This window comes from Micromonospora sp. NPDC005367, assembly GCF_040606825.1.
Lineage (GTDB): Bacteria > Actinomycetota > Actinomycetes > Mycobacteriales > Micromonosporaceae > Micromonospora.
The window spans coordinates 127,873-144,591 of the sequence record NZ_JBEXFP010000004.1; the positions used below are offsets into that span (position 1 = coordinate 127,873).

General features: G+C 68.8%; 8 protein-coding genes and 1 pseudogene. 5 read left to right on the forward strand and 4 right to left on the reverse strand.

The window, feature by feature from the left end:
- The first annotated feature begins 166 nt into the window (after positions 1-166).
- Entirely contained in the window at positions 167-1,429 is a 1,263-nt protein-coding gene (locus ABZS42_RS04550; protein ID WP_355142687.1) for an amidohydrolase/deacetylase family metallohydrolase, read from the forward strand.
- A 24-nt stretch (positions 1,430-1,453) separates the two neighbouring features.
- Here the strand turns inward: ABZS42_RS04550 and ABZS42_RS04555 are convergent, their stop codons facing one another.
- From ABZS42_RS04555 to ABZS42_RS04565, 3 genes are read right to left on the reverse strand one after another with little or no spacing between them, the layout of a single operon-like run.
- A complete protein-coding gene (locus ABZS42_RS04555; RefSeq protein ID WP_355142539.1) occupies positions 1,454-1,909 on the reverse strand; it encodes a GNAT family N-acetyltransferase in 456 nt (151 codons plus the stop codon).
- Entirely contained in the window at positions 1,857-2,627 is a 771-nt protein-coding gene (gene eda / locus ABZS42_RS04560; protein WP_355142541.1) for a bifunctional 4-hydroxy-2-oxoglutarate aldolase/2-dehydro-3-deoxy-phosphogluconate aldolase, read from the reverse strand. The genes ABZS42_RS04555 and eda overlap by 53 nt, the downstream gene beginning before the upstream one ends.
- A complete protein-coding gene (locus tag ABZS42_RS04565) occupies positions 2,624-3,682 on the reverse strand; it encodes a cupin domain-containing protein (protein WP_355142543.1) in 1,059 nt (352 codons plus the stop codon). Before ABZS42_RS04565 ends, eda begins: the two co-directional genes overlap by 4 nt.
- A 174-nt stretch (positions 3,683-3,856) precedes the next feature.
- On the opposite strand from ABZS42_RS04565, the gene ABZS42_RS04570 reads away from it, so the two are divergent.
- Positions 3,857-4,963 carry a LuxR C-terminal-related transcriptional regulator gene (locus ABZS42_RS04570; RefSeq protein WP_355142545.1) on the forward strand — a complete coding sequence of 369 codons (1,107 nt, stop codon included), beginning with the start codon at positions 3,857-3,859 and terminating at the stop codon, positions 4,961-4,963.
- A gap of 155 nt (positions 4,964-5,118) precedes the next feature.
- Here the strand turns inward: ABZS42_RS04570 and ABZS42_RS04575 are convergent, their stop codons facing one another.
- Positions 5,119-8,055 (reverse strand): M4 family metallopeptidase, encoded by a 2,937-nt coding sequence (locus tag ABZS42_RS04575; RefSeq protein WP_355142547.1) that lies wholly within the window; start codon positions 8,053-8,055, stop codon positions 5,119-5,121.
- Between the two features lie 177 nt (positions 8,056-8,232).
- Between ABZS42_RS04575 and ABZS42_RS04580 the strand changes: the two are divergent.
- The 3 genes and pseudogenes from ABZS42_RS04580 to ABZS42_RS04590 form a co-directional block, all read left to right on the forward strand.
- Positions 8,233-8,459, forward strand: a pseudogene (locus ABZS42_RS04580) (IS5/IS1182 family transposase); the annotation flags it as partial.
- Between the two features lie 407 nt (positions 8,460-8,866).
- Complete coding sequence (locus tag ABZS42_RS04585) at positions 8,867-13,156, forward strand: LamG-like jellyroll fold domain-containing protein (protein WP_355142549.1); 4,290 nt, start codon at positions 8,867-8,869, stop codon at positions 13,154-13,156.
- Positions 13,157-13,512: 356 nt separating this feature from the next.
- Positions 13,513-16,707, forward strand: coding sequence for a beta-N-acetylglucosaminidase domain-containing protein (locus tag ABZS42_RS04590; RefSeq protein WP_355142551.1), 3,195 nt, complete (start codon positions 13,513-13,515; stop codon positions 16,705-16,707).
- The last annotated feature ends 12 nt before the right edge of the window (positions 16,708-16,719 follow it).

Genomic DNA, 16,719 nt, shown 5'->3' on the forward strand with positions numbered 1-16,719 from the left:
ACATCCCGTGGGGCCATCTCGAACGCCCGGTGATCCGCGCTGGGCGTCCGATCAGCACCAGCCGGCGAGAACGCGCCGCAGGTGCAACGTTCGGAGAAGGAGTCAGCTGATGAAACTGAATTCATGGCGTCGGAAGGCCGCTCTGGCCGCCTCGGTCATCCTTCCGATGGGGTTGGTCGGGGCTGGGCAGGTCACCCAGGCGAGTGCGACACCGACCCAGCGGCCTGGCGCGGCCGGAACCGTAGCCGAGCCCCGCTACGACCTCATCCTCGACAACGGCCATGTGATCGACCCCAAGAACAACATCGACGGTGTCCGGGACATCGCGGTGCGCGACGGGCGCATCGCGGCTGTCGCCAAGTCCCTCAACCCGAAGGACGCCGAGCAGGTCGTCAACGCCCGGGGCAAGTACGTCACTCCGGGCATCATCGACATGCACGCCCACATGTTCGTCGGACCGGCCAACGACTACGCCGCCGGTTGGAACAGCGTCGCCCCGGACGGGTTCACGTTCCGGGCCGGCGTCACCACCGCAGTGGACACCGGATCTGCGGGCTGGGAGAACTTCGACGAATTCAAGACGAATGTCATCGATCGATCGAAGACCCGGGTGCTGTCGTTCCTCAACATCGTCGGCAAGGGCATGGCCGGGGGAGAGCGGGAGCAGGATCTCGAGAACATGCAGGCGGAGCCGGCCGCCGAAGTGGCGCTACAGCACCCGGACGTCATCGTTGGCATCAAAACGGCGCATTACAACGGCCCGGAGTGGGATCCGGTGCGCCGCTCGGTCCAGGCCGGCGAGATCGCCGATGTCCCGGTCATGGTCGATTTTGGCTCGGACTCGGAACAGCGCACCATCGAGCAGCTTCTGACCCAGGAGCTACGGCCGGGTGACGTTTACACGCACGTTTATTCCGGCCTTCGTCGGGAGCTCGGCGACGACGGCCGCCTCAATCCTGCCCTTCAGGCGGGTAGGGAGCGCGGAATCGTCTACGACGTCGGGCACGGCGGCGGAAGCTTCTCGTGGGACGTGGCGGTTCAGGGCATGAAGGAGAACCTGCCGCCGGACACGATCTCCACGGACCTGCACATCACGTCGATGAACAGCGGCATGAAGGACATGGCCAACGTGATGTCGAAGATGTTGACCCTCGGCATGTCGCTGGAAGACGTGGTGGAGGCCAGTACGTGGACGCCCGCACAGGTTATTCAGCACCCTGAGCTGGGGCACCTGTCGGTTGGGGCGCCTGCCGACGTCGCGGTGTTCAGCCTTGACCGGGGACGGTTCGGATTCGTCGACTCCTTCGGCTTCCGGATGGACGGCAAAGAGAAGCTGACCGCTGAGCTGACCCTGCGGGAAGGCGACGTCGTCTGGGACCTCAACGGGATCGCTGCCACCGAGTGGAAGCCCGGCCGGGACCGGGACTAGTTAGCCGGTGTTGAACGATGGCCGCTACCGGCGTAGCGGCCATCGTTCTCCATCTACTTCGAGTAGTTCCCTGGCACAGCGTTGAGTGTCGGTGTGACCGCGCACGATGTCGCTGGCGGCTCGCGCATACAGCGGCCGGACCGGAACCGTTTCGAGGAACAGGGCAAGGGTGCGGCTGGCGATACCTTGACCCCAGAGCGCACAGTCGATCCAGTAGGTGACCTCGGTATCGCCGTCCATGACGAAGCCGGCGATGCTGCCACCGAGGCGCCCATCGCGGATCACCGCGCGCAACGTGACGTCAGCAGAGGCCCTCACCTTCGACATGTGGGCGTCGAACGCTTCACGGTCGTCGGGGTTCTCGGCGGTGAACGCGGCCATCCAAACCGACTCGGGGTCACGCTTCTGGTCGAACAGCGCGTCGAGGTCAGAATCGACGATTGGCCGCAGTGCCGCATTCGCCGCCGTTGTGGTCCTCACTCTGCTCCGCCCCGGCCAGGGAGGCGAACGTCTCAGCCGGCGCCGACACATGCGATGCGACGGCGTTCGTGAGTCGGGTGGCGCTTTGCGCTAGCTCCTCGATGCGGCCCCAGTCACGGGCTGCCAGGGCGTCGGCCGGGGTGAGCCAGGATCCGCCGACGCATCCGACGTTGCGCAGGCTGAGCCAGTCAGTCGCGTTCGCCAGCGTGATGCCACCGGTCGGGCAGAACATCAGGTGAGGCAGTGGCCCGGCGACCGCCGAGAGGAAGGCGAGTCCGCCGCTCGCGAGCGCGGGGAAGAACTTCATGGCGTCCAGACCCAGCTCCCGCAGCGCCAACATCTCGCTGACGGTGCTGACTCCCGGCAGGTAGGGCAGGCCGGTGTCAAGCGCAGCGCGAGCCAGATTCGGTGTCGCGCCCGGGCTGACCAGGAACATCGCGCCCGCCGCTCGGGCCTGCTCGGCCTGCCGAACGGTGCTGACGCTGCCGGCGCCAACGACCATGCCGGGCACCTCCTGAGTCGCCCTTCGGATGGCCTCCAGCGCCGCACTGGTCCGAAGGGTGATCTCCATGATGCCGACGCCCCCGCTGAGCAGTGCCCGGGCGAGCGACGCGCTGTCGGTCGTCTGCGTCACCACGACAACGGGAATCACCGGCGAGATCGACATCAGGTCCCGGGCCGTCTGCGGGTGCGTTCGGTCCGTCATGGCGGCGCTCAAAATACGATGTCCTGCGGGACGATGCCCTCCTCGCGACAGTACTCGTGGTAGCGACGCAACTTGCTTTCCGCAGTCTCGACGTAGGCGACCTTACCGGTCTCATCCGTGTACTCGATCGGACCGTGGATCGAGAAGAGCGTCAGCATGGGTTCGTCTGGGGCGTCCACATCCGCCACGAGGGTGTGCACGTCGCCGGGCGGCTCGTAGACATAAGCCCCAGGCTCAGCCTGCCAGTCGTGTTCGAGGTAGTGCCAGCGGCCCTGGATGACCCACCCCTCGACCTCGGCGAGATGTCGATGCCGGTTGACCACCCCGCTCTTGGCCACCTTGAGCAAGTTGACCCAGCTACCGGTGGCCGGCGAAATGCGCAGCGGCTTGAACCACACGTTGGCGGAGCCCTGCGGGACCCAGGGCAGATCGGGGGTCCGGATGAGGAAATCCTTGATCGGGTTCAGCTGCTCCATGCGTCGATGCTCCTTCTGGTTCGCCTCGCCGCGGCATGAAAACCCTATGGCGGGCGAGTCGTGCGGTGAAGAACCAAGGCTGGATAGGGCCATGCGGAAGCCGAATACGACTCGGGCCGATCGTCGGAACAAACGGATTGCTCGGTGGCTCAACGACGCCCGCGAAGGGGCCAGGGTGGATTGACCACAGCAGGCGGCGCATCCGCGGGGCGATGCCGCGGAGGACGTCCACGTACGGCCGGGCAATGCGGCGACGCGTTGGCTTGGTGCCCCTCGCGTGCCGAGGGCGATCTTCAGACGGTTGAGCATGTCAACCAGCTCCTGCACGTCGGCAGCCATCCCGGCGTCTCGGCTCCGCCCGACGTCGACCGGAGACGGGCCGGCGGCCTCGACGGCACGGCCAGCGCGTGAGGCCACCTCGGTGGCGGCCATGTCGAGCCCGTCGATCCGGTCGAGGACGATCGCGGCGAGCACGTCATCCTTCCTGACGAAGTGGCGAAACAGGGTGCGTTCGCCGAGACCGGCGCGGCGGGCGATGTCGGCGACGGAGGCGTCCAGGCCACGCTCTGCGAACTCGTCGGCGGCGGCCATTGGCGGGGTACGGGCGTCCTCGGTTGCCAGGCGGCTGGTAGAACTTGCACCGGCCGCAGAGCGGCCTGGGCCACCGCAGTCCCGCCGACTAGGAGCCGCCCTGGCGGCCTGACCACCACGCCGATGGTGCCCGCCAGAGTGGAGCAAGCTCGGACCACAGGAGTGTCAGAACGTATGGACGGAACTGCAGGCAGCCCGTGGGCGGTAGCCGGTCTGGATCCACTCGCCGGGCGGGTGTTGGAGCACCTGGTGGCCGTGCGGTCGGCGGACGTCACCGATGTGGCGGCGGCGGTCGGGGTATCCCCGGCGGAGGCGGAACGAGCACTAGGGCACCTCGCGGACTCCGCACTGGTGCTGCAGATCGACGGTACGACGCCGCGATGGGTGGCCGGCCCCCCGAGGTCGTCGCTCAGCGCACTGCTGGCCCGGCGACGGGCCGAACTCGCCCGCGTCGAGGACCTCGTGGAGCGGCTTCACGACGTGTACGAGGCGGTGTCCGGGCCGCGCGCCGCGCACCTGGTGGAAGTGCTGCAGCACGAGGACGAGGTGCCGGCGCGCTACGGCCAGCTGCTGAAGGGGAGTTCGGTCGAGGTACTGCATCTGGCCAAGCCGCCGTATGTGACGGCCACGCGGGCGTCCGTCGGGGAGCCGGCGGTCGCGCCCGGGGTGCGGATGCGGTCGGTGTACGAGACGGAGGGCTTCACCGATGCGGTGTCGCTCAAGACGGCGCTGCGCGGGACGGGTCAGGGCGGGGAACTGCGGCTGGCGGCCCGGCTGCCGGTGAAGTTGGTGGTGTTCGACAATGCGGCCGCTCTGCTGCCGGTGCGCGAGGACCGCCCGGCGGCCGGTTCGATGGTCGTGCACTCGCCCGCGCTGGTGGTGGCGCTGGTGGCGCTGTTCGAGAGCGTGTGGGAGCGCGCCGACCCGGTGTCGCTGGCGAGCCGACACGATGGGCCGACCCCGAAGGGCAGTCCGACGACCGTGGGACCGGACCTGCGAACACGGGAAATCCTGCGCATGATGGCAACCGGGATGAAGGACGAGGCGATCGCCCGCGTGCTCAAGGTGAGCCGCCGTACCGTGCAGAAGCATGTCAGCGATGCGGGTTCCCTGCTCGGTGCCCGGACCCGGTTCCAGATCGCGCTGCTGGCTGCTGAGCGGGGGTGGCTGAAGGAGCCGGTGCGGACAGAGCGCCGCACAGCGCCTGCCGGTCCGGCACCCGCGGCCGTCTCTGCTTCATTTTCGGCCGCGTCGTCCCAGGCCTCGACGGCGGCTCGTTGAACTGCGCAGTCCCACGTCAAAACCCATTTGCGTCGCCGATCGCCTCGTCCTGGCCGGCGATTCGCGGGTCAGCGCGTATCCCGAACACGGCGGCGCGCCGGGACCTCTCATGAGGTACCGGCGCGCCGCCGTGCGTCGCATCCCCTAGCAGGGGATCACTTGCAGGACTTGGCTCCCTTCGCGTACGCCAGGCCGAAACCGCCTGCCGACGAGTCCATGAAGATCACCTCGCGCCCCGCGCCGGCGGTAGCGAACATCTGTGCGCCCGGGCTGCAGGACGCCGGTCCGACGTACTTCCCGTTGAACGTGTACTGCTTGAGCTTCGGGTTGAGCGCGTTGTCCGGGTAGCCGCCGGTGGAGAGCCAGAGGTCGTACGGGGCCTCCTCGGTGACCGTGAGCGTCGTGTCGGACAGCGTGAGGACGTCGGCACGGATCGCCTGCGGCGAGTTCTCCTCGAAGAGCAGATGGCTCGTGCGCGTGGCGAAGTCGAAGAGCCGCACCGAGTCGTTGAACGTCCCCTGGTTCCACTGGCCGTCGACCAACCTGCCGTAGTCGCGGTTGATGACCCAGGCGACGCCGGTGCCGGACACCTGGGGGTAGCTCATCGTCTCGGCCCCGGGGTCACCGCCGGCGAAGGTCGCCTTCCCCGTCGCGAGGTCGTACACCTCGACACCCAGCGACCACCGGTTGCCGTTGGCGTCGGGCTGCGCGTAGTCCTCGTACCGGACGTAGGAGATCTTTCCGTTCTTGACGCTCGGCGCCGTCGCGTTCCCGACCCAGTCGGGGTGCGCGAGGGTGTGGACGGTCCGCGAGTTGCCCTGCAGGTAGCGCACGACGTCGCGGTAGCCCTGCTCCGGGTCGTACTGGCTCCACGTCACGACGTCGCCGTCGAAGCCCAGGCCGTTGATCCGGTACGGGGAGCGGTACAACTCCTCCACGTGGCCGCCGTCGATGGGTGCCGAAAGGATGCGGTCGGTCTCCCACGTCGGCGAGTTCTGGTCCGCCTCGATCGACAGCCACACGACCCGCTTGCCGTCGGTGTGCGGGAAGCTGTGCGGGTTACCGTCGTTCGGGGAGATCCGGTACGGGGCGCCCTTGCCGTCGGTGCGGCCCACCCAGATCGACGTCGGCTCGGTGCGGTTCGCGTCCGCCCGCGGCACGGCGAACCAGCCGCCGGCCATGCTCGCCGTCATGTCGACGTACAGTCCGGTGTTGAGCCGGTCGATCAGGAGGTCGGTCTTCTTGCCGTAGAGGTTCGCCTTCCACTTCGCAGTGATCCCGCGCGAGTCGAACGCCGCCTGCACCACCTTGAGGTCCTTGTTGCTCAGCCCTGAGGACTTGGCGGAGGCGAGCACCGCCTCGCGGGCGTCCACGAAGTCGGACATGGGGGTGAGGTAGTCGGTGAGCGCCCGGTAGACGATCTTGTCGGCGACGGGGCCGCCGAACGCCTGACGCAGGTCCCACAGCGCCCCGGACACGATCGTCGAGTTGAGGTGCACGCCACCGTCGTCCATCTGCGGCGTGTCCATCAGGTGCTGGAAGTCAGCCGTGGTGGCGCCGTCGTCGAGATTGCGCAGGGCGCACTTGGTGGGCGTCAGGGTGCGGCAGAGGTCGCCGCCGATCAGGCTCGCCTCGGGGTCGGTCATCGGCGTGCCGGTCGCGTCGACGTCGATGGCGTTGCCGAAGTAGTCGGCGATCGCCTCGTTGAGCGCGCCCGGCTGGCCGGCGTAGACGAGGCTGGCGGAGTTCTCCACCACGCCGTGCGTCATCTCGTGGCCCACCACGTCCGGGTCGGCGGCCAGCGGCAGGTACTCGGCGTCGCCGCTGCCGTACACCATCCGGGTGCCGTCCCAGTAGGCGTTGACCCACGGGTAGCCGCCGTAGGTGATGCCGACGATCGAGTTGATCGCCATGCCGTTGTCGTCCAGGCTGTTACGCCCGAGCTTCGTCTGGTACCACTCGAACACCTTCGCCGCATCCCAGGCCGCGTCCACGGCGCCGGCGTCGGTGAGGTCCGCGCCGAGCGTGCTCGACGACGACGCGAACGGCCCGACGCCCTCGGGCAACTGCCCGTCGAGCAGGTCGTAGTAGTCCCGGCCCCGGGCATCCCAGGTGGTGATCGGCACCGTCCGGCCGTCCGGGAGGGTGTGCGTCTGGTCGATCATGAGGTACGAGTCCGCGTCGCCGGTCCGGACGAGCGGGACCGGCACGGTGACGCCGTGCAGGCTCTTGCCCTCACCGACGACCGAGGTCGTGCCGTCGGCCGACGTGGACGGCGCCGGCGTGGTCCGCGGCGCGACAGCGGTCCCGCCGGCGGCCAGGGCGGCGGCCTGCTGCGCGGTGGCGAAGGACTTGATCCGGCTGACGCTGAGCAGCGTCACCCCGTTCGTCGCGCCCACGTAGACGTCGCGGAGCACCGGCTGGCCCGTGGCGACGTCCTTGCCCTTGACGAGCACCCGGCGCGCGAGGACGCCGGTGCCGGTCGGCATGACCACGAGCCCCTGGTCGGTGCCGGTGAGGTCTGCGCTGGCCGCGCCGGGACGCGGCGCCCCGGCCACGACGGCGGCGCCGGGGTGCAGGCTCCTGCGTACGTCCTCGACCGCTCGGGCGATCGCGACGTCGGCGGGCATCGTCGGGCGCGTCGTGTCGACATCGAGGTCGGTGAAGTAGCTGCCCGACGTGCCGGTCACCGCACGCTTGCCGGCCTTCTTCTCCATACGCACCACGTACTGGCCGCCGAACACGGGCAGGCCCTTGTACTTCTGGTTGAGCCGGACCGTCTCCCGCTCTCCCCGGGTGTCGACGCCCGCCGTGGTGAGCGTGCCGGCCGGGTCGGCGATCTTGTAGCGGTCCTTGTGGCCGGTGAGGTGCGCCTTGGCGGCCTTGTCCGGGGCGATCGTGGCGTCGACCGGCTCGGCCAGGTCGTCAACGAGCGCCGGGGTGTCCGTAGCGGGCGCCACGGTGGCCGGGACCGACGCCTCCGCGTCCGTCGCCGTGCTCGACGGCGCGGCGTTCGCGGCCTGGGCGGTGGTACCGAGGAGGGCGGCCGTCGCCAGGATGGCGAGGGCGGGTGGTGCCTTGACTCTGCGCATCTGTTGCTCCTGCAAGGTGGTTCAGCGCCCGGCCGACTCCTTGCGGCACGGGATTTGATCACCCTCACTGCGGTGTCGCCGCCGACACAAGGACCACTTTGCGCACCTGCACAAACCAGAAGCCAGCCAAGGAAGAGCCGATTCGAACGGCACACCTGGTCGGGGCCGGTGGTGGGTGTAGTCCCGGAACGCTCGGACCAGGTCGCCCGCCGGGCCGTCAAGGGCGGCGCCAGCGGTGGACCACTCACCTTCGCGACAAGGCCCTCTACGAGAAGCGCAACGTCGTGGAACGCTGCTTCAACCGCTTCAAGCAATGGTGTGATCTGGCTACCCGCTACGCCAAACGGGTATCCCTATACCGGGCCGGCCTCGTGCTTATCGCCGCTGTCATCTGGCTTCCATGATCGGCTGGACAGGGGCCTAGGCGATCCAAGCCGGGGCGCGCATGCCTGCGCATCCTCGCCAGCAGCCGAAACCCTCATCGCCGTCGGCGCGTGCGGCCTCGGGTTCGGCGTGTCCGGGGATGTTCGTCCGCCCCCGTTGACCGCCTTGGTGTCGGTGCCGTCGCCAGGATGACTCCACGGACGAGGTTCATCTGCACAACTCTCTGCTCGGTCGCGCCATGACTCCATCTCCTCATCGGGCCAACCCTTGAGCGGCTCGCACCGGGCGGCCCGCGCAGGGGCAGATTAATCGCGACGCGTCCTCGCTGGGGACGGCAGGCGAAGTGTTGACACCGGCGAGCCGGATGCTCCAGAGTTACTGGACTAGTCCGGTATTCCATGCGGTAGTCCACATGAGGGTGGATCAAATGGCCACGAGATCGAAAGCGAGAGCGGCGCTGTCGCTGCTAACGGTGGTGACGCTGGCGGCCGGTTTGCTGGCGCAGGCATCCGAGGACGTCCAGGCAGCCGGCGTCCGGGCAGCCGGCGAGCAGACTGCGCACGACCAGCCGGGCTCACGCGGCGACCTGACCTTGCCCGACGGCTACGCCGATCGAGTGAACCACGCGTTGAACGAGGGATCCGACCACTGGGGCGAGAAGTTGCTCGGCCTGCCTGACGGTCCGACAATGGCCAACGTCAAGCCGCTGCTGGTGCCGGCCAACCACGGTGGTACGACGGACGCCGCGTCGCCCTGGTACTACCTGCCCTTCACCTATCCGGCACCGGATCCGAGTCGGTGGGCCGAGGAGAGGGACTTCTCGTTGCACGTCGCTGACGGCAGCGAGCTGATGTCGCAATGGTCGGACTCGCGGGCGACCCAGCGCGTTCGCTTCTTTGTCGGCGCGGGCGGGACCGAGCGCTACGGCCAAGCCGAGGCGAGGTCAGCCGATCCCCGCCTGACCGGCGGATACTTGCCGATCCTGTCCAACTCCTATCGGGACGCCGCCGGGGTCCGCTACGAACGCGAGTCGTTCGTCACCGAGCTCACCCCGGGCGGCCCGGCGGTCAGCATGCTCCGCTTTGTCGTCAACGGGCCGGCGAACGCGCACCCGCGACTCCGGCTCAACCTGAGCCGCGACAAGGTGGCAGACGTCGTCGCCGAGCCTGGGCGGCTGACTCTCGACGGGAAAACCGTGGTCGCGTACAGCGGTGCGGCGACGTGGTCCGCGCCCGACTTGAGCTTCATGCCCGACTTGAGCCGCGGAAAGGTCGAGTTGTACCTGGTCGTGCCGAACGAGCCGGCCGAGCTGGCCGCCGTACGTCCGTCGGCCAAGCTGTACAACGCTGCGAAGTCCCGCACTGCTGACTACTGGACGGCGCAGCTCAACACCGGTGCGAAGGTCCGGATTCCGGAGCAGTACGCCGCGGACGCCATGCGCAGCACGCTACTGAACAACCTGGTGATGGGCTTCAATCTGACCGTCGGAAACGGCTACGAGTCGCTGGACAAGTCCTTCGCCTTCGTGCCGGAGATCGCCGCGACGGTCACCTCGCTCGGCGACTTCGGGTACCAGGAAAAGGCACGCGCGAACCTCACCGAGATGCTGCGACGCGGCCAGGGCAGCTTTTTCCTGTCCTGGGAGCGCGGGATCAAGCTGCAAACGGTGGCGACGTACTACCTGCAGAGCAACGACGGGTCGCTGCTGCAGGAAAACCTGCCGACGTTCCGCGACTGGCTCGCGGACTTCAAGCGGCAACGCCTCGCAGACCCAAACGGTCTGCTGGCCAAGACCCGTTACGCCTCCGACATCCCGGAGCCTGTCTACGGCCTGCACCACCAGTCCGAGGTCTGGCGGGGTCTGCGCGACGTGGGTGTCGCGCTGCGACTGATGGGCCGTACCAGCGAGGCGCAACCGTTCCTCGACGAGGCTGCCGGCCTACGCACGTCGCTGCTGGACGCGGTGGAGAAGTCGAAGACGGTGTTGCCGGACGGCTCGACGTTCGTGCCGATCGCGCTGCTGGACCCCGCCTCGTCGAAGCCGTACGACAAGGTAACCACCGACTTCCTCGGCAGCTACTGGAACCTGATCATGCCGTACGCGCTCGCGACCGGGCTGTTCGAGCCGGGCAGCGCGACGGCGACCGGACTGCGTGACTACCTCTACAAGCACGGGTCGCTGTTCCTCGGCCTCACCAGGTTCAACCTGTCGACCGCTGATCCCGGTGTCTGCCAGAACATCCCGCACAACCAGTGGCCGGCGGTGCCTGGATACAAGTCCAGCGGTATCGACCAGCAGTACGGCTACTCACTGATGCGGTTCTTGGCCGACAATGCCGAGTCCGATCGCCTCGATCTGAGCTTCTACGGGATGCTCGCGCATGACCTCACGCCGAACACCTTCGTCGGTGGCGAGGGCGCCACGATCTCGCCGTGCCCGCAGTTCGGTGAGTACTACCGGTCCCAGTACTGGCCACCGTTGTCGCCGAACAACGCCACCTACCTGGAGGCGCTGCGCGGCCTGCTGGTCAGCGAGGACCTGGACGCCAACGGCGTGCCGGCCACGCTGCATCTGGCACCGGCTACGCCGCGGCCCTGGCTCGCGGACGGCGAGCGGATCGAGGTCGCCGACCTGCCCACCTCCTTCGGCGACGTCGGGTTCGCCTCGTCGTCGGAGCTGGCGGCCGGCCGGCTGACCGTGCGGGTCGACCCACCGCGCGCGGTGGCCGGGCGGGCGCCGCTGACGGACGTGGTGCTGCACCTGCGCGCGCCGCGCGGTCACCAGTTGACCGGCGTCACTGTCGACGGCCGTCCTGTGACGTTCGACGCCGCGCGTGAGCTGGTCGACCTCGGTCGGTTGACGGCGGCGGTCACGGTCCGGGCGACGTATCGGGCGACGAAGGTGGCCGACGCGCCGAGCGCGGAGGCCACGAAGGTGACGACTCCGCGGCCGTTGCTGGAGCCGGGGGAGACGTTTGCGCTGGACGTGGAGGTCGAGGCGCTGGGGTTGGGCAAGGTCAGTGGCACCGCCGAGATCGGCGCTCCGGCCGGGTGGAAGGTCAGCGATTCGAAGCTGCCGTTCAGCGTGAACAGCAACCAGAAACTGGCCTGGTCTCAGCTTGCCACCTCGGTGCGTATCCCCGCTGATGCGGCGCCCGGAAACTACCGGATCGACGTCGTCGCCCGGCCGTCCGGTGGTCCAGCGCGGACCTCCTCGCTGTCGGTCCGGGTCGCCCGACCGGACCCGGCGGACTACGCCGCGCTGGTGAAGCGGGACCAGCCGGTGGGCTACTGGCGGCTCGGTGACGCCTCGGGCCAGCCGGTGGAGGATGCCTCCGGCAACGCAAACACTGGCGCCTACCGTGGCAGCGTCGGCTGGTCCCAGCCAGGGGCGATCGCCGACTCTGCCGACACCGCGGTCCGGCTCGATGACGGCTACGCGGAGATTCCGGACAGCGCCTCGCTCAGCATCACCGGTGCCTACACGCTGGAGTCGTGGGTCAAGGACACCGCGGGTGGACCGCAGGGCATCGTCGAGAAGTACGACGGCGGTGACTGCCTGCCGTCGCGCGGCGGCTACGCCTTGCGGCTGGTCAACGGCAACAAGCTGCAGGCGCTGACGGTCGCTGACCAGGCGCAGGCCAGCGCGTCCAGTCCTCGCAGTGTCGAGCAGGGGCGATGGCATCACGTCGCGGCGGCGTATGACGGAACGACGTTGCGGACCTACATCGACGGGCAGCTGCAAGCATCCACCCCGATGGCCAAGGCGCCGACTGACGGCACGAGTAGCCTCAAGCTGGGCGCCCGTGGAGACGACGGGTTCAACCGATTCGTCGGCAGCTTGGACGAGGTCGCGATCTACAACAAGGCCCTGACCCCAGGTCAGATCGACTCCCACTACGTCAAGGGAGTGCTCGGCAACCCCGGCCAGTCAGCCAGCGCAGTGCGGGCCGGTGGGAGCACCGGGCAGAGCACCTCAGTCTCGGCTCCGGCGGGCTCGGCACCCAGGCAGAGATCGACGAGTCAGCAGCCGGCGGTCAGTGGCGAATCTTCCTACGCGGCTCAGGTGCTGGCTGACAAGCCAGTCGGCTACTGGCGGCTGGGCGAGCGATCTGGCGCGAGCGCCGAGGACTCGTCCGGCACCGGCAACCCCGGCGTCTACACGGACGCTGTGACGCTGGGCCGCCCAGGCGCGTTGACGGGCGATCCGGACACCGCCGCCGAGCTGACCAGCGGCCACATCGCCGTACCGGACTCTGCCTCGCTGAGCGTCAGCGGCTCCTTCACCCTCGAGGCATGGGTGAATCTCAACGATGTCTGCCAGCAGTACGGGGTGGTGGAAAAGTACGATGCGCCCGCCTACAACGGCTACGTTTTGCGCGTACTGCCCGGCGGCAGGATAAGCGCCCTCACGTTGGGCGCGGCCGGGCAGTTGGCCTCGGTCGAAGGGCAGACGGTGGTCACGCCGGACGAGTGGCATCACGTTGCCGCGGTTTACGACGGGTCGACCATCTCGGTCTACCTCGACGGAAAACTCGACGGCTCGGCCGCCACAAAAATCAACCCGACCGACGGAGCGGGCAGCCTCAAGCTGGGGGCCCGTGGCGACGACGCCGGTACCAGGCTCGCCGGGCTGCTCGACGAGGTTGCCGTCTACGACCACGCCCTGACCGTCGACGAGGTCGCACAACACTATTCAGCCGGCACGACGGGCTGATTACTCCGCGCCACCTGGCTTCGGTGTTGGGCGTGACGCAGACATGCCGACCTTGGCCGGTGGCAGGTCATTCGGGACGAGGCCGTAGCGGCCGGCCTCGTCCCGAATGACCTGACCGGACCGGAGACGCGCCTTGGTGGTCAGTCCTCGCGGTGGCTTGCCCACCGCACGCAACTTTGAGCACGTACGGAACCACTGCTGGCCCAAATAGATTGAGTGGAGGTTTGATGTTTCTGTCGCGCTCGCTCCATAGCTATCGCCGGATCTTTGCATTTGCCGGATCGGTCGCCCTCGCCATCGGCCTGGTGAACCCTCTGCCGGCTCGGGCCGCCGCCGAGGCTCCTGAGGGGGCGGGCGTGGCGCGCATCCTCCCGGCGCCGCAGCGGGTAGAGCCGCGTCCGGGGTCCGTCGTCCTGTCGGACAACGTCGACGTCGTCGCGGGTGCCGCCGTGGATCCGGCGGCCCGGCAGTCTCTTGTGGAGGTGCTCCACGACCGAGGGGTCACGGCCAGGGTCGTCGAAAGCGCGCAAACGTCGACCTCGCGTCCGGTGATCTTCCTCGGTGGCCCGAACGAGACCGCGGCAAGCATCGCCGCGCTGGATGCTCTCGGAGTGCAGGGGCCGGCGGAGTTGCCCGGTGAGGGGTACGTGCTGGCGGCGGGGCACGATCGGGGCGGACGACCGCGGATCGTCCTCGCAGGTGTGGATGGCGCCGGGACCTTCTACGCCGTTCAGTCATTGCGTCAGTTGCTCGTGTCGAAAGGCGCCCGGGTGACCGTGGACGGTGTGGCCGTGCGCGACTGGCCGGGTTACCGGGTCCGTGGTGGCATGGAGTCGTTCTACGGGCCGGTGTGGTCGCAGGAGGACCGGCGCTCGCAGATCGAGTTCCTGGCCCGACACAAGATGAACCAGTTCTTCTACGGACCGGCGGACGACCTGCGTACCGGATCGAACTGGGACTCCGTGTACGACGAAGCGGAACTGGGCCGGCTGAAGGAGATCGTCGACCTGGCGAGGTCCCGCCACGTCGACTTCGTGTACCGGATCTCGCCGGAGGCGCCAATGGCACCTGGCCGAGGGATCTGCCACGTACGTGACGCCGATCGGGCCAAGCTTCTGGCACGCCTGGCGCAGTTGTGGGACATCGGGGTTCGCAGTTACGTCATCGCCTGGGACGACGTGTCCGGCAACTTCGCGTGCCAGGAGGACCGGGACGCCTACCAGGAGGATCTGGCGCCACTCGCGGCCGCCCAGGCCGGGGTCACCAACCTGGTCCAACGCGAGTTCATCGCGAAACGCCCCGGCGCCGGCCGCGTGGTGGCCGTGCCGACGGAGTACTGGGGCATGACGCACACGCCGTACAAGACTCGGTTTGACGAGTTGGTGAGTACCGAGGTCGACCTCTACTGGACGGGCCCTGCGGTGGTTTCACCGAGCATTACCGAGGACGACCTCCGGGCCGCCAAGGACGCCTGGCCGCGGCACCGAATCATGATCTGGGACAACTATCCGGTCAACGATTACAGCACCAACCGGCTGCTGTTGGGCCCACTGGTGAACCGTGACGCCGGCATGGCGGACGACGTCGTCGGCATCTCGTTCAACGAACTCGTCCAGCATCAGGAGGCCTCGCAGATCCCACTCGGCACCCAAGCCGACTACGCCTGGAACCCCGCAGCGTACGACGCGGAACGCTCATGGACGCAGACGCTTCAGATCATCGGCGGCGACGCGTACGAGGAACTGCGGCTCTTCGCGGAGAACAACAGGGCCAGCGTCCTGGACAACACCGCACGCCCGCAGTTCGCCGCGCTCGTCAACCGGCTCATCGCCGACTACTCGGCAGGCCGAGCAGTCGACGCTGAACTCGACCAGCTCGACCGCGAGCTGCGCCGTCTGGAGGAACTCCCCACCACACTCCGGGCGCGGCTCGGCAATCCTCTGCTACTCCAGCAGATCGGGCCCTGGCTCGACCGGGTCGGCACGACCGGCCAGGCGGGCCGGGCGGCCGTGGGCATCCTTCGGGCGCAGGACCGGGGGGACGGGGACGCCGCCTGGCTGGCCCGGCGGGAGCAGGCGCGTACCCGTGGCATCCTCGACGGGACGTGGCAGCAGATCAGTCCCGGCCCGGTCGACGATCTCCTCGACTTCGCGGCCTCGCAGAGCGACGGGTACATCGGTGACCGCTGGTACGGCGACCTCGGGGCCCCCACGGGTCTACCAGCTGCCGCCGAGGGCTCCGCGTTGGGCAACCTGACCGATCGGCGCGACGACATGGCCTACGCCGCGGCCGGCAAACCACAGGACGGCGATGCGATCACGGTTCCGATCACCAAGCCGCACCGGCTGTCGGCGGTGACCGTGGTGCAGGACGCGACCGCTCCCGCCGACGGAATGATCCAGGCGCTGGTCGACGGCGCCTGGGTGGATCTCGGACCGCTCGCCGGCGGGTTCACCAGGGTGCCGGCGGCGGACCAGGCGGCCAGCGCGGTGCGGATCCGGTGGGCGGCGGACAGCGCGGCCCCGCGCATCTACGAGATCGTCCCGCGCTACTCCGACGTGTTCAGCGGTAGCGTCTCGGTCAAGCCGTCGGGGTCGCTCATCGCGCCTGGCAAGACGAAGCGGTTCCAGGTCGCCTTCGAGGCGTTCGCGGATCACCAGCTCAGCGGAGAAGTGACCGGCACCGGTCCGAACGGCTGGACCATCGACCCGGCGACGCAGCGGTTCCGCGCCAAGCCGGACGGCCGGACCATCGTCGCGAGCGTGCCGGTGGAGGTGACCGTCCCGGCTGGCACGAAGCCAGGGCGCTATCAGGTCACGGTGGCCTTCAACGAGGACGGCGCGCCACCGGTGGAGGTGTCGCTGCCCATCCTGGTCGGGGAGCAGAGCTACCCGAGTCTCGTGACCGGGGCGGACCCGGCCGGCTACTGGAGGCTCGGCGACGCGGCCGGCTCCGGCACCGCCGTGGACAGCTCCGCGAGCGGGCAGGACGGCACCTACCTGGCCGGCGCCCAGCCGGGCGCCGAGGGTGCGATCACCGGGGACCGGGCGGCGGACCTCTCCGCCGGTTACATCGAGGCGTCACGAAGCCCGCGAACCGACCTCCAGGGCGCCTTCACGCTGGAGGCGTGGGTGAAGCTCGACTCGCTGGCCCCGGCGCCGGGGCAGGCGGTCATCGAGAGTTACGCCGGGCCGGCGGTCAACGGGTACGCCCTGCGTGTGACCGACGGTGTCCTGCAGGCATGGTCGCTCGGCGCCGCCGGGAAGGGGTACGGCCTCGTGACCGGCCGTACCCGGCTGACGGCGAAGGAGTGGCACCACGTCGCCGCCGTCTTCGACGGGTCACGACTGACCGTGTACCTCGACGGCGTCGAGGACAACAGCGTCGCGACGTCGGTGTCGCCAGGCAGCGGTACGGCGAGTGTCAAGCTCGGTGGGCGCGGGGACGACATGTCCCAGCGGCTGCAGGGCGACCTCGACGAGGCGGCGATCTACGACCGTGCCCTGACCGCCGCCGAACTCGAAACGCACTACCTCACCGGTCTCGGCTGACCGGCCGCCGGA

What these genes read in the sequence shown, in the direction of transcription:
- ABZS42_RS04550 (WP_355142687.1), top strand. Translation starts at nt 167, where the DNA reads ATGGGGTTGGTCGGGGCTGGGCAGGTCACCCAGGCGAGTGCGACACCG.
- ABZS42_RS04565 (WP_355142543.1), bottom strand. Translation starts at nt 3,682, where the DNA reads ATGGCCGCCGCCGACGAGTTCGCAGAGCGTGGCCTGGACGCCTCCGTC.
- ABZS42_RS04570 (WP_355142545.1), top strand. Translation starts at nt 3,857, where the DNA reads ATGGACGGAACTGCAGGCAGCCCGTGGGCGGTAGCCGGTCTGGATCCA.
- ABZS42_RS04575 (WP_355142547.1), bottom strand. Translation starts at nt 8,055, where the DNA reads ATGCGCAGAGTCAAGGCACCACCCGCCCTCGCCATCCTGGCGACGGCC.
- ABZS42_RS04585 (WP_355142549.1), top strand. Translation starts at nt 8,867, where the DNA reads ATGGCCACGAGATCGAAAGCGAGAGCGGCGCTGTCGCTGCTAACGGTG.